Origin of the sequence: Aurantimonas sp. A2-1-M11 (assembly GCF_036549475.1) — a bacterium.
Taxonomy (GTDB): domain Bacteria; phylum Pseudomonadota; class Alphaproteobacteria; order Rhizobiales; family Rhizobiaceae; genus Aurantimonas.
Genome location: NZ_JAZHLI010000007.1, coordinates 98,899 through 121,731, shown reverse-complemented (window position 1 = coordinate 121,731; position 22,833 = coordinate 98,899). Strand labels below are relative to the sequence as shown.

General features: G+C 69.1%; 19 protein-coding genes and 1 pseudogene. 9 read left to right on the top strand and 11 right to left on the bottom strand.

The features are described from left to right. The first annotated feature begins 1 nt into the window (after window position 1). From cbiE to cobM, 4 genes are read left to right on the top strand one after another with little or no spacing between them, the layout of a single operon-like run. Window positions 2–1,225, top strand: a complete 1,224-nt coding sequence (cbiE, locus tag VQ042_RS05290) for a precorrin-6y C5,15-methyltransferase (decarboxylating) subunit CbiE (RefSeq protein ID WP_331816320.1) — start codon at window positions 2–4, stop codon at window positions 1,223–1,225. Further along, window positions 1,222–1,965 (top strand): precorrin-2 C(20)-methyltransferase, encoded by a 744-nt coding sequence (cobI, locus tag VQ042_RS05285; protein WP_331816318.1) that lies wholly within the window; start codon window positions 1,222–1,224, stop codon window positions 1,963–1,965. Before cbiE ends, cobI begins: the two co-directional genes overlap by 4 nt. Then, the gene (gene cobJ / locus VQ042_RS05280) at window positions 1,962–3,806 is read left to right on the top strand and encodes a precorrin-3B C(17)-methyltransferase (RefSeq protein ID WP_331816316.1); all 1,845 of its coding nucleotides are present in this window, start codon (window positions 1,962–1,964) and stop codon (window positions 3,804–3,806) included. The genes cobI and cobJ overlap by 4 nt, the downstream gene beginning before the upstream one ends. After that, window positions 3,803–4,582, top strand: coding sequence for a precorrin-4 C(11)-methyltransferase (gene cobM, locus VQ042_RS05275; protein ID WP_331816314.1), 780 nt, complete (start codon window positions 3,803–3,805; stop codon window positions 4,580–4,582). The genes cobJ and cobM overlap by 4 nt, the downstream gene beginning before the upstream one ends. Here the strand turns inward: cobM and VQ042_RS05270 are convergent. Continuing rightward, on the bottom strand, window positions 4,579–5,328 hold the full coding sequence (locus VQ042_RS05270; protein WP_331816312.1) for a cobalt-precorrin-6A reductase: 750 nt from the start codon (window positions 5,326–5,328) through the stop codon (window positions 4,579–4,581). The genes cobM and VQ042_RS05270 overlap by 4 nt on opposite strands. Then, window positions 5,312–6,439 carry a cobalt-precorrin-5B (C(1))-methyltransferase gene (locus VQ042_RS05265; protein ID WP_331816310.1) on the bottom strand — a complete coding sequence of 376 codons (1,128 nt, stop codon included), beginning with the start codon at window positions 6,437–6,439 and terminating at the stop codon, window positions 5,312–5,314. The genes VQ042_RS05270 and VQ042_RS05265 overlap by 17 nt, the downstream gene beginning before the upstream one ends. A 71-nt stretch (window positions 6,440–6,510) precedes the next feature. Between VQ042_RS05265 and VQ042_RS05260 the strand changes: the two genes are divergently transcribed. Genes VQ042_RS05260 through cbiB form a run of 3 tightly spaced genes read left to right on the top strand, consistent with a single transcriptional unit; the run spans window position 6,511 to window position 9,841 of the window. Further along, window positions 6,511–7,818 (top strand): cobyrinate a,c-diamide synthase, encoded by a 1,308-nt coding sequence (locus tag VQ042_RS05260; protein WP_331816308.1) that lies wholly within the window; start codon window positions 6,511–6,513, stop codon window positions 7,816–7,818. Next, window positions 7,818–8,855, top strand: coding sequence for a threonine-phosphate decarboxylase CobD (cobD, locus tag VQ042_RS05255; RefSeq protein ID WP_331816306.1), 1,038 nt, complete (start codon window positions 7,818–7,820; stop codon window positions 8,853–8,855). The genes VQ042_RS05260 and cobD overlap by 1 nt, the downstream gene beginning before the upstream one ends. Continuing rightward, the gene (gene cbiB, locus VQ042_RS05250) at window positions 8,852–9,841 is read left to right on the top strand and encodes an adenosylcobinamide-phosphate synthase CbiB (RefSeq protein ID WP_331816304.1); all 990 of its coding nucleotides are present in this window, start codon (window positions 8,852–8,854) and stop codon (window positions 9,839–9,841) included. The genes cobD and cbiB overlap by 4 nt, the downstream gene beginning before the upstream one ends. Before the next feature lie 5 nt (window positions 9,842–9,846). Here the strand turns inward: cbiB and VQ042_RS05245 are convergent, their stop codons facing one another. Further along, window positions 9,847–10,623 (bottom strand): adenosylcobinamide-GDP ribazoletransferase, encoded by a 777-nt coding sequence (locus VQ042_RS05245; protein ID WP_331816302.1) that lies wholly within the window; start codon window positions 10,621–10,623, stop codon window positions 9,847–9,849. A 108-nt stretch (window positions 10,624–10,731) separates the two neighbouring features. On the opposite strand from VQ042_RS05245, the gene cobT reads away from it, so the two are divergent. Beyond that, window positions 10,732–11,748: a nicotinate-nucleotide--dimethylbenzimidazole phosphoribosyltransferase gene (gene cobT, locus VQ042_RS05240; protein WP_331816301.1), complete on the top strand. Its 1,017-nt coding sequence runs from the start codon at window positions 10,732–10,734 to the stop codon at window positions 11,746–11,748. 24 nt (window positions 11,749–11,772) lie between these two features. On the opposite strand, the gene VQ042_RS05235 is transcribed toward cobT, so the two are convergent. The 3 genes from VQ042_RS05235 to VQ042_RS05225 form a co-directional block, all read right to left on the bottom strand. Beyond that, window positions 11,773–14,202 (bottom strand): EAL domain-containing protein, encoded by a 2,430-nt coding sequence (locus VQ042_RS05235; RefSeq protein ID WP_331816299.1) that lies wholly within the window; start codon window positions 14,200–14,202, stop codon window positions 11,773–11,775. A gap of 268 nt (window positions 14,203–14,470) precedes the next feature. Further along, window positions 14,471–14,884: a universal stress protein gene (locus VQ042_RS05230; protein WP_331816297.1), complete on the bottom strand. Its 414-nt coding sequence runs from the start codon at window positions 14,882–14,884 to the stop codon at window positions 14,471–14,473. A 174-nt stretch (window positions 14,885–15,058) separates the two neighbouring features. Further along, the gene (locus tag VQ042_RS05225) at window positions 15,059–15,946 is read right to left on the bottom strand and encodes a LysR family transcriptional regulator (protein ID WP_331816343.1); all 888 of its coding nucleotides are present in this window, start codon (window positions 15,944–15,946) and stop codon (window positions 15,059–15,061) included. Window positions 15,947–16,073: 127 nt separating this feature from the next. On the opposite strand from VQ042_RS05225, the gene VQ042_RS05220 reads away from it, so the two are divergent. Next, window positions 16,074–17,573, top strand: a complete 1,500-nt coding sequence (locus tag VQ042_RS05220; RefSeq protein WP_331816295.1) for a CoA-acylating methylmalonate-semialdehyde dehydrogenase — start codon at window positions 16,074–16,076, stop codon at window positions 17,571–17,573. A gap of 72 nt (window positions 17,574–17,645) precedes the next feature. On the opposite strand, the gene VQ042_RS05215 is transcribed toward VQ042_RS05220, so the two are convergent. The 5 genes and pseudogenes from VQ042_RS05215 to VQ042_RS05200 all read right to left on the bottom strand — a co-directional run bounded on the left by VQ042_RS05215 (window position 17,646) and on the right by VQ042_RS05200 (window position 22,760). Beyond that, a complete protein-coding gene (locus VQ042_RS05215; RefSeq protein ID WP_331816293.1) occupies window positions 17,646–18,857 on the bottom strand; it encodes an OpgC family protein in 1,212 nt (403 codons plus the stop codon). 16 nt (window positions 18,858–18,873) lie between these two features. Next, entirely contained in the window at window positions 18,874–19,770 is an 897-nt protein-coding gene (locus VQ042_RS25930) for a hypothetical protein (RefSeq protein WP_442880034.1), read from the bottom strand. Between the two features lie 146 nt (window positions 19,771–19,916). Further along, window positions 19,917–20,723: pseudogene (locus VQ042_RS05210) on the bottom strand (glycosyltransferase); the annotation flags it as partial. 109 nt (window positions 20,724–20,832) lie between these two features. Continuing rightward, entirely contained in the window at window positions 20,833–21,150 is a 318-nt protein-coding gene (locus VQ042_RS05205) for a hypothetical protein (RefSeq protein WP_331816290.1), read from the bottom strand. Next, a complete protein-coding gene (locus VQ042_RS05200; RefSeq protein WP_331816289.1) occupies window positions 21,147–22,760 on the bottom strand; it encodes a glucan biosynthesis protein in 1,614 nt (537 codons plus the stop codon). Before VQ042_RS05200 ends, VQ042_RS05205 begins: the two co-directional genes overlap by 4 nt. Window positions 22,761–22,833 lie beyond the last annotated feature (73 nt).

The window sequence follows — 22,833 nt, the reverse complement described above, 5'->3', positions numbered from 1 at the left end:
CATGTCCGACACGGCCCAGCCCTGGCTGACGGTGGTGGGAATCGGCGATGGCGGGCTCGACTCGCTGTCGTCGGAAGCGCTGGACGCGCTGCGTGCCGCCCACACCATCTTCGGCGGTGAGCGCCATCTGGCGATGCTCGACGATTTCGACGCTCAGCAGATCGCATGGGAGCGTCCCTTCGGCGATTCCATGGTGGCGCTGCAGGCCTGCGCCGGCTCGCCGACGGTGGTGCTGGCGACGGGCGACCCCATGTGGTTCGGCGTCGGCGCGACACTGACGCGCCATGTCGATCCGGCCGAGATGCGGGTATTGCCCGCGCCCTCGGCCTTCCAGCTCGCGGCCGCTTCGCTCTGCTGGCCGCTGGCCGACTGCCAGTGCCTGACGGTGCACGGTCGCCCGCTGGAGGCGGTGGCGCGGCATCTGGCGCCCGGCGCCCGGCTGCTGATCTATTCCGAGGATGGCGGCTCGCCCCAGAAGCTGGCGCGGCTCCTCACCGGCCGCGGCTACGGGCCCAGCCGGATGATCGTCTGCGAGCATCTCGGCGGGACCCGCGAACGGATTCGCGCGACGGTGGCGGCCGATTTCGATCTGGAGGGCATCGCCGACCTGAACACCGTGGCGGTGGAATGCCTTCCCGGCCGCGCCGCCGAGCCGCGACCGCTGGTGCCGGGCCTGGCCGACGACGCCTTCGTCCATGACGGCAAGATGACCAAGCGCGTCCTGCGCGGCCTGGCCATTGCCGCCCTGCAGCCGCTGCCCGGTCATCTCCTCTGGGATGTCGGTGCCGGCTCTGGCTCGATCTCGGTGGAGTGGCTGCGCACGGCGCCAGGCATGGCCGCGATCGCCATCGAACCGGTCGAGGCGCGCCTGGCGATGATCCGCGAAAATGCCGAGGCGCTGGGTGTGCCCGAACTCCGCATCCTTGCCGGCACCGCGCCGGCCGCCTTTGCCGACCTGCCGGCGCCCGACGCGGTCTTCATCGGCGGCGGCCTGACCGACGGCGTGTTCGACGCCGCCTGGGCGGCGCTGAAGCCGGGTGGCCGTATGGTGGCCCACGCCGTCACGCTGGAATCCGAGGTGATCCTGCTCGACCTGCATGCGCGGCTCGGCGGCGAGCTGATGCGCATCCAGGTGGACCGGGCCGAGAAGGTCGGCCCCTATCGGGGCTTCCGGCCCGCCATGCCGGTCATTCACTGGCATGTGACCAAGAGCGAGCGAGCGTGAGCGCGCCGGGCACCCTCTACGGGCTCGGCGTCGGGCCAGGCGATCCCGAACTCCTGACGCTGAAGGCGCTGCGCATTCTTCGGGCTGCGCCGGTGATCGCCTATCCGGCGCCCGACCATGGCACGAGCTTTGCCCGGTCCATCGTCGCAGGTCACCTGACCGGCGAGCAGGAGGAGATCGCCATCGTCGTGCCGATGCGCACCGAGCGCTTTCCCGCTGCCGCGATCTACGACCAGGCCGCGTCCCGCATCGGCGATCGCCTGACCGCAGGCCAGGATGTGGCGGTCGTCTGCGAGGGCGATCCCTTCTTCTACGGCTCCTTCATGTATCTGTTCGAACGCCTGTCGGGCCGCTTTCCGGTCGAGATCGTGCCTGGCATCTCCTCGGTGATGGCCGCGACGGCTGCGTCGCAGCGGCCGCTGGCCGCCCGCAACGACGTGCTGACAGTGATCCCGGGACCGCTCGACGATGCCGCCCTGCGCGAGCGGATCGAGGCCTGCGATGCCTTTGCCATCATGAAGCTCGGCCGGCATTTCGGCCGCGTGAAGGCTCTGCTGAACACGATGAAACTGACGCAAGCCTGCGCCTATTGCGAGCGCGTGACCCTGCCGGAGGAGCGGATCATGCCCCTGGCCGAAACCACGGGCGACGCCCCTTATTTTTCGATGATCATCGGCTATCGCGGCACCGAGCCCGGCATCCGCGATGCGGTCGTCGGGCGGCGGGAGCCCGCAACATGAAGCGCCCGGCCGTCATCATCCTGTCCGATACGGCGCGCCCGCTGGCCGATCGCCTTGCCGCGTGTCTGGGCGGCGAGATCCATGGCGCGGCTTCGCGTTGCCCCGACGCGCCAGTCCGCTTCGAGGCCGCCGGCCCGCATCTGCAGGCGCTGTTCCGTGACGGTCGCCCGATCATCGCGCTGATGGCCGCCGGCGCGCTCATCCGCATCCTGGCACCGCTCCTGTCCGACAAGCAGGCCGAGCCGCCCGTGATCGCCGTGGCCGAGGATGGCTCGGCCACCGTGCCGCTGCTCGGCGGCCATCACGGCGCCAACGACCTGGCCCGGACCATCGCGGCCGAACTCGGGGGTCTCGCGGCGGTCACGACAGCCAGCGATCTGCGCTTCGACGTCGCGCTCGATGCGCCGCCGGCCGGCTGGCGCCTCGAAAATCCGCAGGACGCCAAGCCCGCCATGGCCGCGCTGCTTGCCGGCGCGCAGGCCAGGCTGGACGGCGACGCGGCCGCTGCTGCGGGCTGGCTCGCCGCATCGCGGATTTCCTTCTCCGAGGAAGGTGCCGTTCGTCTGCATGCCAGCGTGGCGGCGGGCGCGCCGGACCCAGGCGCACTTCTCTACCGGCCCCAAAGCCTGGTTCTGGGCATCGGCAGCGAGCGCCATGCGCCGCCCGAAGAGGCGATCGCGCTGGCCGAGGCGACGCTGGCCGAAGCCGGGGTCAGCCCGCTGGCGCTGGCGGCTGTCGCCTCCATCGACCTGAAGGCCGACGAGCCGGCGGTTCATGCGGTCGCGGCGCATTTCGGCGTTCCGGCGCGGTTCTTCTCGGCTGCCGAATTGGAGGCCGAGGCACCGCGCCTTGCCACGCCGTCCGATATCGTCTTCGCCGAGACCGGCTGCCATGGGGTCGCCGAGGGCGCGGCGCTCGCCTGCGTCGGCGCCGAGGGGTTTCTGCGCCTTGCCAAGCGCAAGATCCGCCGCGTCACCGCAGCGCTCGCTCAGGCACCGCAGCCGCTGGAAGTCAGCCATCTCGGCCGGGCGCGCGGCCGGCTCTTTGTCGTCGGCATCGGGCCGGGCGGCGGCGAGTGGCGGTCCCCTGAGGTCAGCGACATGGTCGCCGCGGCGAGCGATCTCGTCGGCTATTCGCTCTATCTCGATCTGCTCGGGCCGCTGGCCGACGGCAAGATTCGCCATGATTTCGACCTCGGCATGGAGGAGGCGCGGGTGCGCCACGCCATGGAACTGGCGGGCGAGGGGCGCCACGTCGCGCTGGTCTGCTCGGGCGATGCCGGCATCTATGCCATGGCGACGCTGGTCTTCGAACTCCTCGACAAGTACGGCGTGTCGGCTGCTGCGAGGCGCATCCGGATCGAATGCTCGCCGGGAATCTCCGCGCTGCAGGGGGCGGCCGCCCGCGCGGGCGCACCGCTCGGCCACGATTTCTGCACCATCTCCCTGTCCGACCTGCTGACGCCCTGGGACGACATCCGGCGCCGGGTGCGGGCTGCCGCAGAGGGCGACTTCGTCATCGCCTTCTACAACCCCGTTTCGCGCAAGCGGCGCACCCAGCTGGCCTTTGCCCGCGACGAACTCCTGAAGTACCGCCCCGCCGATACGCCGGTGGTCCTGGCCACCAATCTCGGCCGCGTCGGCGAACGCCTGCGCATCGTGCCCCTGGACGCGTTGGACATCGACGATGTCGACATGCTGACGGTGGTGATCGTCGGCTCTTCCGACACGCGGACCGTGACCGGCGGCGACGGCCGGCAATGGGTCTACACGCCGCGCGGCTATGCCGGGAAGGCGGGCACCGGCATGGCGGAGACCCCAGCAAAGGAAGACGCGGCATGACCGTCCATTTCATCGGCGCCGGGCCCGGCGCGCCCGACCTTATCACCGTGCGCGGCCTGAGGCTGATCGAAGCCTGCCCGGTGTGCCTTTATGCCGGCTCGCTGGTGCCCGAGGCGGTGGTGAAGGCCGCGCCGGCAGATGCACGTGTCCTGGACACGGCGCCGATGACGCTGGACGAGATCATCGACGAGATCGCGGCGGCCCATGGGCGCGGCGAGGACGTGGCGCGGGTACATTCGGGCGATCCGTCCCTCTACGGCGCCATCGCCGAGCAGATCCGCCGGCTGAAGGCGCTGGATATCCCCTTCGACATCACCCCCGGCGTGCCGGCCTTTGCCGCCGCCGCGGCGGCACTGCAGACTGAACTAACCGTTCCGGAGATCTGCCAGACGGTGATCCTCACCCGCACCGCGATGAAATCCTCGAAGATGCCGGAAGGCGAGGAACTGTCGACTCTCGGCCGCAGCGGGGCGACGATGGCGATCCATCTGTCGGTCCGCAACATCCCACATATCCAGCGCGAGCTCCTGCCGCTGCCCGCCTATGGCGAGGACTGCCCGGCGATCATCGCCTATCGCGTCGGCTGGCCCGACGAGGCCTTCATCCACGGCACCCTGGGCGATATCCACCGCAAGGCGCGCGAGGCCAAGCTGACCCGGACCGCGCTGATCTTCGTCGGCCGGGCGCTGGGCGCCGAGGACTTCATCGATTCCCGACTCTACGACGCGGCCCATGTCCATGTGCTGCGGCCCAAGCGCAAGCAGGCCGCGGTCTAGGCGTCGATGCCGAGGAGCGCCAGAACCGCGTCGACGGAACCGGCCAGCGGCGGCGGCGGGGCCGGCGGCCGCGCGATCATCACCACGGGCAAGCCCAATGTGCGGGCAGCTGCAACCTTGGCATATGAGGCCGCACCACCGGAATTGCGGCAGACGAGATGGGTGATGGCGCATTCGCTCATCAGTGCGGCCTCTGCATGCGGATCGGCCGACGGCCTACCGAGCACGATCTCGGCGGCAAAGGCGAGCGGCTCCGGCGCGTCGATCATGCGCACGACGGGCGTCAGATCCGGGCGATGGGCAAAGGGCGCCAGGTGCTGGCGCCCGAGGGCGAGGAAGGGCCGGGCACCCTTCGGCAGCGCATCGCGCGCCGCGCCCAGACAATCCACCGCGATCCAGTGGTCGCCGGGCCGCATTTCCCAGGCCGGGCGGACGAGCGCGATCCGCGGCACGGCGGCATTGTCTGCAGCCTTCGCCGCATTGCGCGAGATGCCGGCGGCAAAGGGATGCGTCGCGTCAACCAGCCAGGTGACGCCCGTCTCCCGCAGGAAGGCCGCAAGCCCATCGGCGCCGCCGAAGCCGCCGATGCGGATCTCGCAGCCCGGCGGCAGGATCGGCGCGGCCGTCCGGCCGGCGAGCGACAGTATGATGCGTGGCGCTCGTGCCGCCTTCGAAAGCCGGCTTACCAGGAGGTTCGCCTCCGCGGTCCCGCCGAGGACCAGGATCGTCTCAGGCGGTGCGGGCAATCACGCCTCCCGCCCGGTCGACGACGATGATCTGCGCCGTGACGGGCGCGCCGCGCAGGATGGCGGCGGCGCTGTCGCGTGCCCGCATGGCGACGGCCGCAGCGAGATCGATGTTCCGGTCCGCGCAGAGGTCGAGCACCGCCTTGGCGGTGTTGGCAGCGAGGATCGCAGGGCGCAACGGCGCGCCCCTGTCGGGGGCCAGTTCCTCAGCCAGCCCGGCGAGGAAGGCGAAATCCACCTGGCTGCGGCCCGAATGCAGGTCCATCGCGCCCTGCGCCAGCTTGGTCAGCTTGGCGAAGCCGCCGGCGATGGTCACGCGCGGCACCTGATGGGCGCGCAGATATTTGAGGAGCCCGCCGGCGAAGTCGCCCATGTCGAGAAAGGCGATTTCCGGCAGATCCGGATAAAGGCGCCGCGCCGCATCCTCGCTGGCCGAGCCGGTGGCGCCGACGACATGATCGAGCCCGGCGGCGCGGGCGACGTCGATGCCGCGATGGATGGAGTGGATCCAGGCCGAGCAGGAGAAGGGATGGACGATCCCCGTCGTACCGAGGATCGACAGGCCGCCGACGATGCCGAGGCGCGGGTTCCAGGTTCTGGCAGCCAGTTCCTCGCCGTCGGTGACCGACAGGGTGATCTCGATGTCGGCGGGGCGGCCATGTTCCCCGCAGAGCGTCTCGACCACGGCGCGCATCATCTGTCGCGGCACCGGATTGATCGCCGGTTCGCCCGGCGCGATGGGCAGGCCTTCGCGGGTCACCGTGCCGACGCCGGACCCCGCGCGGAACACGATGCCGGAGCCGGGAGCGCCGAAGCAGACGGTCGCGATGATCTCGGCCAGATGGGTGACGTCGGGATCGTCGCCGGCGTCCTTGATGATCGCGGCCATCGCGCGGGAGCCGGTCCGCTCCGTGCGGTTGAGCGCGAATGCCGGCGTTTCGCCCTTGGGCAGGGTGATCGTCACCGGATCGGGGAACTCGTCGGCCAGAAGCGCGGTGAGTGCGGCTTTCGTGGCCGCGGTCGCGCAGGCGCCCGTGGTCCAGCCGCGGCGCAGGCTCTTGCCCTTGTCGCCGGACCTGTCCGTGCTGTCGTCGCCGAGATTGAAGCCCATCGGCGCCTTATAGGGGCGCGCAACGCCGGCGGAAAGCGCTGGGCGGCAGCTCCTCGGCGAGGATTGGCCCGATGAGCGGGCTGATGATCGCCGCGCCCCATTCGGGCGCCGGCAAGACCAGCGTGACGCTGGGGCTTCTACGAGCGCTGCGTCGTCGCGGCATGGCAGTCGGCTCCGCCAAGGCCGGCCCGGACTATATCGATCCGGCCTTCCACGCTGCCGCCAGCGGCGCGCCCTGCGTCAATCTCGACCCCTGGGCGATGCGCCCGATGCTGGTCACCGACCTGGCGTCAGGCGCCCGCGACAGGGACGGCCTTGTCGTCGAGGCGATGATGGGCCTCTTCGACGGCGCGGCCGATGGCAGCGGCTCCGCCGCAGACCTCGCCGCCGGGCTCCGCCTGAATGTCGTGCTGGTCGTCGACTGCGCCCGGCAGTCCCACTCGGTGGCAGCGCTGGTTCGGGGCTTTGCCGGACACCGCGCCGACGTGACGATTGCCGGCGTGATCCTCAACCGTGTCGGGTCGCCGCGCCACGAGGCGTTGCTGCGCGAGGCGCTGGTGCCGCTCGCCATTCCGGTCTTCGGCGTCCTGCCGAGACAGGCCGATCTCGCGCTGACCGAGCGCCATCTCGGGCTGGTGCAGGCCGGCGAGCATGCCGACCTCGAGACTTTCCTCGACCGGGCCGCGGCATGGATCGAGGCCGGCTGCGACGTTGCCGCACTCGCCGCACTAGCCGGCGGCCGTGCGGCGGAGAGGCCGGCGCGCGACAGCGCCGTAGCGGCGACACCCCTTGCGCCGCTGGGCCGACGCATGGCGATCGCCCGGGACGCGGCATTCGCCTTCATCTATCCGCATTTGCTCGACGGCTGGCACCGCGCCGGGGCGGAACTCACCTTCTTCTCCCCGCTAGACGACGAAACGCCCGATGCCGGCGCCGACGCGATCTGGCTGCCGGGCGGCTATCCGGAACTGCATGCCGGGCAGATCGCCGCCGCCGGCCGCTTCGGCGCTGCCATGCGGTCGGCGGCGGCAAGGGGCGTGGCCATCTATGGCGAGTGCGGCGGCTACATGGTGCTCGGCGAGGCGCTGACCGATGCGGACGGCACGACGCATCCGATGCTGGGCCTGCTGCCCCTGCGCACCAGCTTTCGCGAGCGCAGGCTGCATCTGGGTTACCGCCGGCTGGCCCCGTGCGGCCCGGGCCCCTGGACCGGAAGCCTGCGGGCGCACGAATTCCACTACACGGCCATCGTGTCGGAGGGGCCGGGCGCGGCGCTGTTCACCGCCGCTGACGCGCGCGGCGAAGACCTCGGCGGCTTCGGCCTGCGGCGCGGCAACGTCTTCGGCTCCTTCCTGCATCTGATCGACGGGGAGGCGTGATGACGCCGCCGCAGACCGATCCGAACGTGCTGCGCCACGGCGGCGCGCTGGATGCGGCGATCGCCCGCCATGGCGGATCGCGCGCCGACTGGCTCGACCTGTCGACCGGGATCAATCCGTCGCCGCCGCGACTGCCGGATCTCGATCCCGCCTTGTGGCAGCGACTGCCGGAAGCCGCGCTCGAGGCGCGGGCGCTGGCGGCCGCGCGGCACTGCTACGGCGCGCCGGCCGGGGCCGGCCTCGTCGCCGCACCAGGGACGCAGGCGCTGATTGCGGCTTTGCCGCATCTGTTTGCGCCGGCCGACATCGCGATCCTGACGCCGACCTATTCGGAGCACGCCCTGACCTTCGCAAGCGCCGGCCACCGGGTCTCGGGCTTCGAGAGGCTGGAGGCCGTGCCGACCGACGCGCAGATCGTGGTGGTGGTGAACCCCAACAATCCGGATGGCCGCGTCTTCGAACCGGCGGATCTTCTCGCCCTTGCCGACCGCCCGGCGGCAAGCGGCGGCCTTCTAATCGTCGACGAAGCCTTCGCCGATGTCGCCCCGTCCCGCTCGCTCGCCTCCGCGACCGGGCGCGACGGACTGTTGGTCTACCGCTCCTTCGGCAAGTTCTTCGGCCTGGCGGGCCTGCGCCTCGGCTTCGCGTTGACGGCGCCGGCGCTGGCGACGCGGTTGGCGGAGCGGCTGGGGACCTGGGCGGTGTCCGGCCCGGCCCTGGCCGTCGGCGCGACGCTGCTCGGGGACGCGAGCGTCGTGGACCAGATCCGGACCGACATCCTGCGCCAGCACGAATTGCTGCGGACAGCGCTCGATGGTGCCGGCCTGCCGCTGGTGGGTGGCACCGCCCTGTTCACGACCGTCTCGCACCCGTCGGCCCACGCCCTGTTCGCCGCGCTCTGCCGGCGGCAGATCCTGGTCCGGCCGTTCACGGCGCCCCGCGAATGGCTGCGGTTCGGCAATCCCGCCGATGCGCAGCAAGCCCGACGGCTGGAAACGGCGCTGCGCGAGGCGCTCGCCGAGATCGGCACGTCATGAGCCTGCATTTGGCCATCCTCTTCGCCGGAACGGCGCTCGACCGGCTGGTGGGAGATCCCGACTGGCTCTGGCGCCGGCTGCCGCATCCGGTGGTCCTGTTCGGCAAGGCCGTCGACGGGCTGGATGTCGCCCTGAACCGCAGCGAATTGTCCGAAGCCCGCAGGCGGCGGAACGGCTTTGTCGCCGCGGCCATCCTCGTCGCCGGTGCGGCGGCGATCGGCGTCGCCCTGTCGCTGCTTTTCGCTCTTGCCGGACCGGTCGGCTGGGGTCTGGAAATTGTGATCTTGGCGGTGTTCCTGGCCCAGAAGAGCCTCGTGGATCACGTGCGCGCGGTGGCCGACGCGCTTGGCCGCGAGGGGCTTGCCGGCGGCCGCCGCGCCGTTGCGATGATCGTCGGCCGCGATCCCGATGCTCTCGACGAGGCCGGCGTCTGCCGCGCGGCGATCGAGAGCCTGGCGGAAAACGCCTCGGACGGCGTCGTGGCGCCGTTCCTCTGGTACCTGGTCTTCGGCCTGCCGGGCCTGCTCGCCTACAAGGCGGTCAATACCGCCGATTCGATGATCGGCCATCTGAATGCCCGCTACCGCGCCTTCGGCTTTGCCTCGGCCAGGCTCGACGATCTGATGAACTGGCCGGCGGCGCGCCTGACGGCCGTGCTCTTCGCCCTCGCCGCGGGGCTGCATGCAAGGCGCGTGGCGGTCGCGGGAACGGTGCTCGACATCGCCCGGCGCGATGCCCCGCAGCATCGCTCGCCCAATGCCGGCTGGCCCGAAGCGGCGGTCGCCGCAGCACTCGATCTGTCGCTGGGCGGGCCGCGGCGTTATGGCGAGCTGGTGGTCGAGGCGCCGATGCTCCATCCGGACGGCAGGCGCGAAGCGGGCGTGGCAGATATCGCCGTGGCGATCGCCCTGTTCGCAACCATGGCCAACCTCATCCTGGCGAGCGCGGCGATCCTTGCGGTCGCGGCCTGGGCTGCCGGCGCATGAAGGGATCAGGCGAAAGAGAGCGCCAACCCCGCAAGGGCCGCCATCTCGACGAGCTGCTGGGCCGCGCCGAGGCAATCGCCGGTCTGGCCGCCGAGCCGACGCCGGATGAAACGGCGAAAGCCGAGAAGCACCAGCGCGCCGAACCCATAGCCCGCCAGCGTCGTTCCGATACCGCAGGCGACGACGCCGCCGGCGAGATAGAGGATGCTGCCGATGGCCAGGGCCAGGCGGCCGGTGCGCGCGTCCGGGCGTCCGACCGTGTCGGCGAGGCCGCCGGGATCGGCCGAGACCAGCGACGACCACAGCCAGGCCATGGCGCCGCGGCTGACGGCTGCGACGGCGACCAGCGCCAGGGCGGCGCTGCCCGGCCCGTGGCTGCCGGCAAGTTCGGCCACGAGCGCGATGCGCAGGACCACCGACAGGGCGAGCGCCAACGCCCCATAGCTTCCGACCCGGCTGTCCTTCATGATCGCCAGCGCACGCTCGCGCTCGTGATGGCCGCCGAGCCCGTCGGCGACGTCGCCGAGGCCGTCTTCGTGCAGCGCGCCGGTGGTGAACACCATGGCGGCGACGGCAAGCGTCGCGGCGACGAGCGGCGACAGGCCGGCGAAGGCGGCGACCATCAGGACCAGCGCCGCCGGCAGCGCCGCGATCATCCCCGCCACCGGGAAGGCATGGGTGTCGTCGCCGAGAAGGTGGGTGCCGGTGAAGGCGCGCGCCACGGGCGGCATGCGTGTCAGAAATGCCAGGCTGCGCAGCGTCGCGGCGACATATCGCTCCATGGCGGCCCTTGCTCCCCGCGAGCGGCTGCGCCATTGCGGCGACATCGCTTCCCATCCCCGAACGGCGCCCTGCGCCGTCAACGTTCCGGAACCTAGAGGATTCGCTCCATGTCCACCACCGGACTGCCCTTCGACGACATTCGCGATCTGGTGCGCCGGATGCCCGGTCCCGACATCGCCGCGGTGAATGCCAAGCGCGAGCGCGAGGCCCAGCTGACCAAGCCGGCCGGCGCGCTCGGCCGCATGGAGGAATTGTCGGAATGGCTGGCGGCGTGGCAGGGACGCCAGCCGGCCGTGCGCCGCCCGCTCGTGGCGGTCTTCGCCGGCAATCACGGCGTCACCCGCCAGGGCGTCTCGCCCTTTCCCGCGGACGTGACGGCGCAGATGGTGTCGAATTTCGCGGCCGGCGGCGCGGCAATCAACCAGATCTGTGCAACCTACGATCTCGGCCTGAAGGTCTACGACCTCGCTTTGGAGGTGCCGACCAGGGACATCACCGAGGAGGCGGCGATGGACGAGCGGACCTGCGCCGCGACCATGGCCTTCGGCATGGAGGTGCTGGCCGGCGAGCCCGATCTGTTGTGCATCGGCGAGATGGGCATCGGCAACACCACCGTCGCGGCGGCGATCTACACCGCGCTCTTCGGCGGCGAGCCGAGCGACTGGGTCGGCCCCGGTGCGGGCCAGGATGCGGCCGGTGTCGCGAAGAAGGCCGATGTCGTGGCACGAGCGCTGGAATGCCATGCCGGCCATCTGTCCGACCCGCTGGAAGTGCTGCGCCGTCTCGGCGGCCGCGAGATCGCGGCCATGGCCGGCGCGATCCTGGCGGCGCGGATGCAGAAGGTGCCGGTGATCGTCGACGGCTTCGTGTCCACTGCCGCAGCCGCCGTCCTGCACGCGATGGATCGCCAGGCGCTCGACCATTGCCTGTTCGGCCATGTGTCGGCCGAGCCGGGCCATATCCGGGCGCTGGAGACCATGAACAAGGTGCCGCTGCTGGCCCTTGGCATGCGGCTGGGGGAGGGCACCGGCGCGGCGCTCGCGGCCGGCATCGTCAAGGCCGCGGCCGAATGCCATTCGGGCATGGCGACCTTCGAGCAGGCGGCGGTCTCCAACCGCGCCTGAGCCCGGCGGGACGGCAGCTGCCGCCTATGCCTGCGACAGCTCCGCGGGTGGGGAAGGATCGGCCACGATCTGCGGCTGGCCGGTCACCGTGCGCATCAAGGCCCGGGCGGCTTCCGCCGTCATCGGGCGGCCGAGAAAATAGCCCTGGGCCGTCCCGCAGCCGAGGTCGAGCAGCCGCTCCAACTGTTCCTCGTTCTCGACGCCTTCCGCGGTGGTGGCGATCGACAAATCCCTGGCCATCATCGTCACTGCCCGCAGCACGGCCATCGAACTGGCGTCGCCGGGGGCGGAGTCGATGAAGCTGCGGTCGATCTTGATCCGGTCGAGGTCGAATTCGCGCAGATGGGCGAGCGAGGAATAGCCGGTGCCGAAATCGTCCATGGCGATGCGCACCCCCAGGCTGCGAAGCGCCCTCAGGGTGGCGCTGATCCGCCGGCCGTCGTCGACCATCGCCGTTTCGGTCAGCTCCAGCTCCAGGCGGTGGGGCGTCAGGCCGAATTCGGCCAGCGCATTGGTCACCTGGCGCAGCATGTCGGTCTTGTGCAACTGGACCGGAGACACGTTGACCGAAACATAGAGATCGCCCGGCCAGCGACTGGCCTCGCGGCAGGCTTCCTGCAGGACCCACGCGCCGATCTCGGTGATCAGGCTGGTATCTTCTGCCAGCGGGATGAAGTCGGACGGGGGCACCATGCCGAGCGTCGGGTGGTTCCAGCGGATCAGCGCCTCGAATCCGACCAGGCCGCGGTCCGGAAGGCTGAAGAGCGGCTGGTAGTTCAGGGTGAACTCGCCCTGCTTCAGCGCCCGTTCCATGTCGGTTTCCATGTCGCGCCGCTTGACGGCATCTTCCATCATGCCGCTTTCGTAGCACTCGATGCGGTTGCGGCCGTTCTTCTTGGCCTTGTAGAGGGCCAGATCGGCCTGCCGGACGACGAGGTCCGGATCGTCCGTGCCGCTGGCCGTGGCGATGCCCACGCTGCAGCCGATGCTGATCCGGTGACTGTCGGCGGTGAACGGACGCGCGAATGCCTCGACGACGCGGCGCGCCAAGGTGCCGCTGTGTTCCCGGTTGCCCGGCAGGATCGCCAGCTCGTCGCCGCCGAGGCGGAAGATCACGTCGTTGGGTTCGCAGCATCCGCGCAGCCGGTCGCCCACCTGGATCAGCAACGCGTCGCCGACCGGATGGCCCAGCGTGTCGTTGACGGCCTTGAAGCGATCGAGGTCGATCATCAGGATCGTGGTGGGCTCGGACGCAACGAACCGCGCGGTGAGCTCGTCCTGGAAGCTGCGACGGTTCGGCAATCCGGTCAGCGCGTCGTGATAGGCCATGTGGGTGATGGTGGCCTGGACCTTGCGGGCCTCGGTCATGTCGTCATAGGTCAGGATGGCGCCGCCGTCGGCCATCGGGCAGCAGGCCACACCGAGCACGCGCCCGTCGGCAAGCTGATGCTCGACGCGGGTAATGGTGGAGCGGCGCATCCAGATGGCGTGGGTGTTGGAGACCCGGGCGATGCGCGCGGCGTCCCATCCGGCGTGGGCGCCGAAATTCTGCAGGAAGGTCTCGAGCGGCATGCCCGGCCGCAATTCGCTCGAGCCGAGGCCCAGGAGTTCGCAGGCGCGCTCGTTGTGCAGGGTGATGATCCCGTCGGGCCCCACCATGACGAGGCCATTCGACATGTTCTGCAGGGCAGCCGACAGGACACGCAGATGCTCCGCTGCTTCCGCCGCGGCCTCCCGCGACGACGCGTCGAGCTTCTCGCCGTTCACCGCCAGGATGAAGGCGAGGATGAAGATCATCAGCGCAGCGAGCGCCACGAAGGCCGAGAGCGTCACCGGATCCACGGACCAGACCTGGGCGGCGGGGGCGGGACTGAGCGTGAGGCCGGCAATCGCGATGAAATGCAGCGAGCACACGCCCAGCACCATGAGCGCCGCGATCAGGATGCGTCGCTTGCCTTGCGGCCGGATCGCCATCGCCGCCGCGAAGAAGCCGCAGCCCGCGAAAAAGGACACGAGGGTGACCGGCAGGTCGTAGGTCGCCAGGCAGCCCTGCAGCGCGCTCATGCCGGTGAAATGCATGGCACCGACTCCGACGCCCGCAAGGGCGCCAAGCCAGATCCGCGCGGCTCGCGACGTGACGATGACGGTCGCCGCCAGCGGCAGGCCGACGCAGACGATTCCGGCGAGCACCGAGACGGCGGTGACCACCGGATCGTAGCCCAGGATGACATCGGGCCGAAAGCCGAGCATCGCAACGAAATGCGTCGTCCAGACACCGAGGCCGGCGACCGCGGCACTGACGGCCATCCATCGGTAGCGCCGGGCGCCCTCGACGGAACGGGCGCGGTCGAGAACCGTCAGGATGATGGCGGCCATGATGGCGCACACGACGAGGGCCGTCGTGACGAAGCCAAGGGAATGGTCGACGAGGAAGGTCTGGGCGAGTGCTGCCAACGAAATCCCTGGTGCCGATATCCGGCCTGCCGAAGCGCCGGATCGATCCGAACACTGAAACGAGGTCGGCGAACTCTGCCCGGGCGCCCATGAAGGAAGAGTGAAACCGTCCGGGATGATTGGTTGATCTTCGGTTGCAGGGCAGGCGGCGGGAAGCGAAAGACCAGGCGCGCACTAGCGGGTTGGCGCTGCAGGCTGTTTCAGGGTGATCGCGGGTGTGAATGCATCATGGCGGAAGGACGCCCGATCCGGCGCCCTTCCGGACCTCCTAGCGCACCACGAAGACCGAGGCGGAGGCGTGGGACACCAGATGCCCGGCATGAGACGAAAACAGATGGTCCGGCAGGCCCGGCACATGGGATGCCATCACCACGAGATCGGCACCGCATTCGTCGATGGCGTCGAGCAGGGTCCGGCCGAGCTCGACGCTCGGGTCGTGGCGGACATAGGTCTGCGCCGTCTGCTCGACGCCATGGTCGCGGGCCTGCCCCGACGCGAAGGCCTGCAGCTTGCCGGCATATTCCTCTGGCGTGTGGGCGACACCCGACGGGGTGTTGCCGGTGACCCCAACGTAATGCACCGGAATGTTGTAGAGACTGGCTAGGCCGGCAGCCGTCTTCAGCGCCTTGTCGAGCTTGTCGGCATGCGCCAGGTCGACGGGAATCATGATCTTGCTGTACATGGCGGTCTCCTTCGTGTCCGACTCCCGTCGATATGCGCACGAAGCGGCGTGCGGAGGATTGACGGCGATCAAGTGCCCGCCCGAAAGGCTGGATGACCCGGACGGTTCGTCCGCGGGTCGCCGTGCACATAAACCCGATCCCCCGCATCGACCGCGGCGTCGCCGCGTGCCCTGTCAGCCGGCGGAAAAGACCGCGCGATCGGCGGCCACGCAATCGCGGATGAAGTCGGCGACGGCGGCGATCCGCCGGATGTCCCGGACGCTCTCGTGATAGACCAGCCAGTAGCTCCGGTGGATCGTCTCGTCCGGCAGGATGCGCACGAGTTGCGGGCGATCGGCCGCCATGAAGCCATGGAGGATGCCGATGCCGGCGCCGGCACACACGGCCTCGGTCTGGCCCAGCGCGCTCGACACCTCGTAGCGCGCCGGCCAGTGCGCGACGATGTCCGCGTGGTAGGCGAGTTTCGGGCTGTAGAGGAGATCCTCCACCGCGCCGACCAGCCGGTGCTGGCCGAGTTCGGCGGCGGAGGCGGGGGCGCCGTGTTCGCCGACATAGGCGCGTGAGGCATAGAGCCCCAGCGCATAGTCGGTGAGCTTGCCCGCAACGAGCCGGCCCGCCTCGGGCCGGGCGACGGTGATCGCGATGTCGGCCTCGCGGCGCGAGATCGAGAACGCCCGCGGCACCGGCACGAGTTGCACGGTGAGGTCGGGATTGCGTTCGGTCAGGCGCCAGAGCCGGGGCGCCAGGAACGCCGTGCCGAAGCCGTCGGGCGCACCGACGCGCACCGTGCCCGACAGCGCCACGTCGGTCGCGCCGAGATCGGCGCGCGCCGCCAGCATGGCGGCTTCCATCCGCTCGGCCTGTTCGAGAAAGTCCCGCCCCGTCGGCGTGAGCTCGCAGCCATTGGGGCGGCGGTCGAGAAGCCGCGCGCCCAGCGCCGTCTCCAGCGCGGTGATCCGCCGGCCGACCGTCGCGTGGTTGAGTTCCAGCCGCCGGGCGGCAGCGAGGATCTGGCCGGCGCGGGCAACCGCGAGGAACAGCCTGACATCGTCCCAGTTCACGTCCTGCAAGCCCTCATTCCCCGCAAAGATGTCGATGTTCGCACAACGGATGCGCAAAGCGAAGGATTGGCTTTTGCGGTCGCCTGCGCGAAGACAGTCGGCAACAACCGCAACAGGAGGAAACCGGATGGAACAGATCGGACATTACATCGGCGGCAAGCGCGTCGCCGGCACGAGCGGCCGCACGGCCGACGTCTTCAATCCGGCCACCGGAGAAGTCCAGGCCCAGGTGGCGCTGGCGAGCGCGGCGGAACTGCGCGCCGCGGTGGAAAACGCAAAGGCGGCCCAGCCGGCCTGGGCGGCGACCAATCCCCAGCGCCGGGCCCGGGTGATGATGAAGTTCGTCGAGCTTCTGAACCGCGACATGGACAAGCTGGCCGAGGCGCTGTCGCGCGAGCACGGCAAGACCATTCCCGATGCCAAGGGTGACGTGCAGCGCGGCCTCGAGGTCGTCGAGTTCTGCATCGGCGCGCCGCATCTCCTGAAGGGCGAGTTCTCGGAAGGCGCCGGCCCGGGCATCGACCTCTACTCGATCCGCCAGGCGCTCGGCGTCGTCGCCGGCATCACGCCGTTCAACTTCCCGGCGATGATCCCGATGTGGAAGTTCGCGCCGGCGATCGCCTGCGGCAACGCCTTCATCCTGAAGCCGTCGGAGCGCGATCCGTCGGTGCCGATCATGCTGGCGGAACTGATGGTCGAGGCGGGTCTGCCCGAGGGCATCCTCAACGTCGTCAACGGCGACAAGGGCGTGGTCGACGCGATCCTCGACGATCCGGACATCCAAGCCATCGGCTTCGTGGGATCGACGCCGATCGCCCAGTACATCTATTCGCGTGGCTGCGCCAACGGCAAGCGCGTTCAGTGCTTCGGCGGCGCCAAGAACCACATGATCATCATGCCGGATGCCGACATCGACAAGGCGGCGGACGCTCTGATCGGCGCCGGCTACGGCGCGGCGGGCGAGCGCTGCATGGCCGTGTCGGTGGCCGTGCCGGTCGGCAAGGAGACCGCCAATCGCCTGATGGAGAAGCTGATCCCGCGGGTCGAGGCGCTGAAGATCGCGCCCTATACCGCCGGGGACGACGTCGACATGGGACCGCTGGTGACCGGCGAGGCGCAGAAGCGGGTGCTCGGCATGATCGACCGGGGTGTCGAGGAGGGCGCCAAGCTCGTCGTCGACGGCCGCGGCTTCAAGATGCAGGGCTACGAGAACGGCTTCTTCGTCGGCGCCTGCCTGTTCGACGACGTCACCAAGGACATGGACATCTACAAGACCGAGATCTTCGGTCCGGTCCTGTCGGTGGTGCGGGCCAAGGACTACGAGGAGGCGATCGACCTGCCGATGAGCCATGAATACGGCAACGGCGTCTCGATCTACACCCGCGACGGCGATGCGGCCCGCGACTTCGCCAGCCGCATCAACATCGGCATGGTCGGCGTCAACGTGCCGATCCCGGTCCCGCTGGCCTACTACACCTTCGGCGGTTGGAAGGCCTCGGGCTTCGGTGACCTGAACCAGCACGGCCCCGACGCCTTCCGCTTCTACACCCGCACCAAGACGGTCACGAGCCGCTGGCCCTCGGGCATCAAGGATGGTGCCGAGTTCTCCATGCCGGTCATGCGATAGGACCCAGGCACGACGAACCGAACAGAAAACGGGTGCCAGCGGCGCCCGTTATTGCTTGTCCCGCAGGTCCGGTCAGGCAGGGCGCCGGACCTTGAGGATCGGCGGTGGCGCCGCGTCCGGCGTGGCGATCGCGCCCCGTGCGCCCGCCGCGACCGGACCGGTACCGCCGACCGTGACCTTCGCCGCCTTGCGCCACCAGTCGAGGTAGCGCGCCAGCGCGAACAGGATCGTGAGGCCGACCAGGATCATCGGCGTGTCGAACCAGATCGAAGGTTCGTCACCGTGCTTGATCACCTGGCCGAACAGAGACAGCACCGTGCCGACCGCGAAGACCGGCAGGGAATGCCGGCCGAGCATGGCAAAGATGTTGTCGCGTGAGATGTTGGCGAAGGGCGAGGTCGCGGCGGCATTGGCGAAGAGATAGCAGATCGCCATGACGTGCAGGAGCCGGGTGAGGCTCACATAGGTCTTGTCGAAGCCGGTGATCAGCACCGGCAGCGGGCTCTGCCCCCAGATCCACCAAAGGCCGAAGCGGATGGTCAGGAAAGCCAGCAGCGCGTAGGCCAGCGCCAGCGCGTAGAGCCATGGCCGGTACGGCGCAGCCACGCCGTTCTGGCGGCGGGTCAGGCCGCAATAGAGCCCGACGGCGAAGATCAGCTGCCAGGAGAAGGGGTTGAAGAACCAGCCGCCGGGCAGCGGGAAGGCGGGCACGTCGATCGCCCAGACATAGGCCACGACCCACATCAGCACGGCGCCGGCAAGCATGACGCCCCGGCTGATCTGCGCCAGCGCGATGTGAAGCGGCAGCATCAGGAGCAGCACGCAATACATCGGCAGGATGTTCACATAGCCGAGCTGGTGCCCGAGGCCGGCGACGCCGATCATGGTTTCCAGCGGCATGGTGATGAACGATTGCAGCCCGATCGTACGCATCATGTCGCCGTAGCCGAGTGTCAGCGCAGCCCAGGAGAAGATGGCGATCGCTGCCACCGTCAGGGTGATGTGGACGAGATAGAGAACGCCGGCACGCCGCCAGGCCTTTAGCGTCGCCACCAGCCGCTCGCCCGCCATGAAGAGCGGTGCATAGGCGTAAGCGGACGCAAAGCCCGCGAGAAATACGAACAATTCCGCGGCATCGGAGAAGCCGAAATTGCGGGAGGTGAAGTTCTCCCAGAAATTGCCGGGAATGTGATTGACGAAGATCATCGCCAGGGCGATGCCGCGCCAGAAGTCGACCCGGTGATCGCGGGTGGACTTGGGGGCAATACTCGTGACAGTGGTCATCGTCTGTGGGGCGGCCTCATGCGGGATCGGGTAGCACGGGTGCCACCGGGACTGTGGCTTTCTCAAGGTCCCCGGTGCCGACCAGCCCTGACAGCCGCTCATGCCAGAGGGCATAGCTGCGGATCACGGGTTCCGGATCGGCCTCGAACGGCGTCTCGAACAGGCGCAGCCGGCGCGCCCAGTCGCCCAGCGCGGGATTGCCCGTGGCACTGATCAGGAAGGGTGCCGCCACCAGCGGCAGCGCGATGGGCAGCGTCCACAGGACCAGATCCGGCGCATAGTTGATGGTGGCAAAAAGCACGATGCCGCCGGCCAGTACCATCCACCAGCTGGCCTTGAAGGCCGCGTCGAGGGGCAGGCTGCCGTCGGCGCGCTCGGTGGAGGGCCAGCCGGCATCGGCGCCGATCAGGATTTCGGCCACCGCTTTCGACTGGAACATCATCATCACCGGCGCGAGGATGCTGGTCATCACCAGCTCCGCGGTCGCACCGGCGAGCACGGCGAATGTGCCGCCGAAGCGCCTGCGGCGGGCGGTGAACGCGCTGCCGACGGCAATCAGCGTCTTCGGGAGCAGGAGCAGGACGAAGATACCGAAGAGGAGCAGCAGGGCCTTGCCGGTTTCGGGCCGCGGAAACACCGGAAACAGCGAATCGGCGGGAAAATAGTTCGGCTCGGGCGCCAGGATCGGGTCGAGCAGGCTGACGATCAGGAACATCAGCCAGATCGGCGAGGCCGCATAGGCCATGATCCCGCTCGCCAGCGACACCCGGCTCCACAGCTTCATGCCGGGCGCGGCAATGAGCTTGCCGTGCTGGAGATTGCCCTGGCACCAGCGGCGGTCGCGCTTGGCGTATTCGAGGATGTTGGCCGGAGCTTCCTCGTAGGAGCCCTCCAGGTCGGGATCGACCTGCACCTTGTAGCCGGCTCGCGACAGGAGCGCGGCTTCGACGGAATCGTGGCTGAGGATATGGCCGCCGAAGGGCGGCCGGCCCCCGAGATCCGNACCTGCACCTTGTAGCCGGCTCGCGACAGGAGCGCGGCTTCGACGGAATCGTGGCTGAGGATATGGCCGCCGAAGGGCGGCCGGCCCCCGAGATCCGGCAGCCCGCACGAAGCGGCGAAGGCCCGGATGCGGATGATGGCATTGTGGCCCCAGAACGGTCCCTCGCGGCCCTGCAGGGCCGCGATGCCGCGCGAGAAGACAGGCGAGAAGAGCGCGGCGGAAAACTGCAGCGCACGCCCGAACAAGGTGCGCCGGCCGATGATCAGCGGCTGCGTCTGCAACAGGCCGAGTTCCGGGTCGCCGTCCATTCGTGCGACCATCTCCACCATGGTCTCGGGCCGCATTAGGCTGTCGGCGTCGAGCACCAGCATGTAGTCGTAGGCACCGCCGCTTGTGGTGACGAAATCGGCAATGTTGCCGGCCTTGCGGCCGACGTTCTTTTCGCGGTTCCGGTAGTAGAGGCGTCCGGCCGCGCCGAGCTCGGCCAGCAGCGCGTCTATGAAGCGGCGTTCGGCGGCGACGTTTTCGGCCCGCGTGGAGTCGCTGAGGACGTGGAAGTCGAAGTCCTGAAGCCGGCCGAGGCTGCGAAGGCCCTCATACATGGCGCCGACGCGCGCCAGCACGGCCTGGGCGTCCTCGTTGTAGACGGGCACAAGAATGGCGGTGCGGCTGACATGCCCGGGAAGCGCCCTGCGGCGCGGCGGCGCGCCGGACGACATGATACCCGCCAGCGCCATGTTGAAGCCCCAGGCGAGCCACAGGCAGCACAGGACCAGCAGGCTGATCTGGGCAATGTGCAGATAGGTGACGCCATTCACCGTCACAACGATGAAGAACAGCGAGGCCGCAATCGCGGCGAGCACGACGGAGGCCAGGGCAAAGAGAAGGCGCTTGGCCGTGATCAACGCGGTGTCCGTCGGTCAGATCGTGCTCGGGCACGGGCCTGCATGAGGCCCGATGCCGAAGCCGGTGTCAGTTGCGGTCGGCGGACAGACGGCCGAACGAGATGCTCGGAAGCCGGATGCGCCGGGCGGTCAGCTGCTGAATCGGCATGGTCAGCCGGGCCACGGGCGGCGGCACGGCCACCGTCCGAACGAAGGCCAGCGATGTCTCGTCGCCATCCATGGCGGCGGAAATCAGACGTTCTGCGTCGCCATTGCGTCCGGTCGATGCCAGGCGTGCCCTTACGGCATCGAGGATCACCTCGTCGCCCAGATCGGCGCGTCCGATCAACCTGCCGGCGTTGGTCTCCTGCATGCAGAAGCGGTCTTCCGTTGCGAAAACGGTCATGTCCTGTTCGTCCACTGATAGAGCCATGTTTCACTGACAATGCGCTGCAGCATAGAAAGTTTCACGCGAAGTTCAGCGGGCTGTGAATCAGTCATCTCCAGTTCCAACGCAACGCGCCAGCCGCCATTCGGCAGCCGCGCGATTCCCGTGTGCACGAGCCTTGTATTGTCCGGCACGTCGATCAGGGGCTCGAGCTGGGCGTCGGCGGGCAGCCTGGCGATGCTGCCGCCCTCGAAATTGATGGCGATGCGATGGGTCGAGATATCGGCGTCGGCATCGGCAGCGTTGCCACCCACGCCGATGAAGGTTCCGGTCACCCTGGCCCGGTTGTCCGGCTCCTCGACATCCAGCCCCCAATGCATGCGGTAGCTGAACTCCATCGAGCCACCGGCTTCCGCGCGGGCCTCGGGAACCCAGAAGGCGACGATATTGTCGTTGGCTTCCGAGTCCGTCGGGATCTCGACGAGTTCCACCACACCGTTGCCCCAGTCGCCCAGGGGCTCGATCATCAAAGAGGGGCGGAGTTCGTAGCGGGCCTCGATGTCTTCGTAATGGGAGAAATCGCGATCGCGCTGCAGGAGGCCGAAGCCGCGCGGGCTGGTCTCCTGGAAATAGGACATGGCCAGGTTTTCGGGGTTCTTCAGCGGTCGCCACAGCGTCTCGCCGTCGGCGCGCTGGATGGACAGCCCGTCACTGTCATGGACCTCGGGACGGAAATCGTCCCGGCCGAAGCGGTCGTTTTCGCCGAACGTGTACATCGAGGTGAGTGGCGCGATGCCAAGGCGGTTGACGTCGGTGCGGAAGAACAGCCGCGACGTCACGTCGATCCGGGTCTGCGGGCCGGGCGCGATGACGAAGGAATAGGCGCCGGTCAGGCTGGCGCTGTCCAGTTCGGCCATCAGCCGGATGCGGTCGTCGCCCGGCTTCGGCGCTTCGATGTAGAAGGCACTGAAACGCGGAAATTCCTCGGTGTCGCTGGTGGCGGTGTTGATCGCCAGGCCACGGGCGGAAAGGCCGTAGCGCGTGCCCGTGCCGAGCGCGCGGAAATAGCTGGCGCCCAGGAACGTCACCAGTTCGTCGAAATAGTCCGGCCGTTCGATCGGCGCGTGGATCCGGAAACCGGCCACGCCGTCGAGGGCGATATCCTGGAATTGGGTCGGGTCCAGCGGCGGGCGATATTCGAAGTCGGACGGCGCGAAATCATGCCGGCTGTAGACGCCGTTCTGACCCACGAAGACCTTCGTGGTCTCCTTGAAGACCCAGCCGGGATAGAAGGCCTGCAGATGGAACTCGACCGGCTCGGCGCGCCACAGGGCATGGTCCGGCCGGAAGCGGATCGCCCGGTGCTCGTCGTAACTGAGATCGAGAATTTCCTGCGGCAGCTCGTTGGCCGGCGCGGCATAGTCTTCCTGTGCGCGCTGCTGCATGCGCGCGGCGAGTTCCTCGAAGCCGAAGGGTGCGTCGGGGGCGCCGACTGTGGCCGGCGGCTGTGCGGGTGGCGGAGCATCCGTCTGCTGGGCGAAGCCCGGACGGGGAAGAAGCGCGGCGAGGGTGAGGGTCACCCCGGCCTTCAGCGCGGTACGGCGGGACGCAAAACTCTTGTGATTCACGGGCTGCTTGCGTGTTTGAGAGCGGACAATAAATGTGAGCATATGCACAATTGCGGCGATTACATAGCCGTCT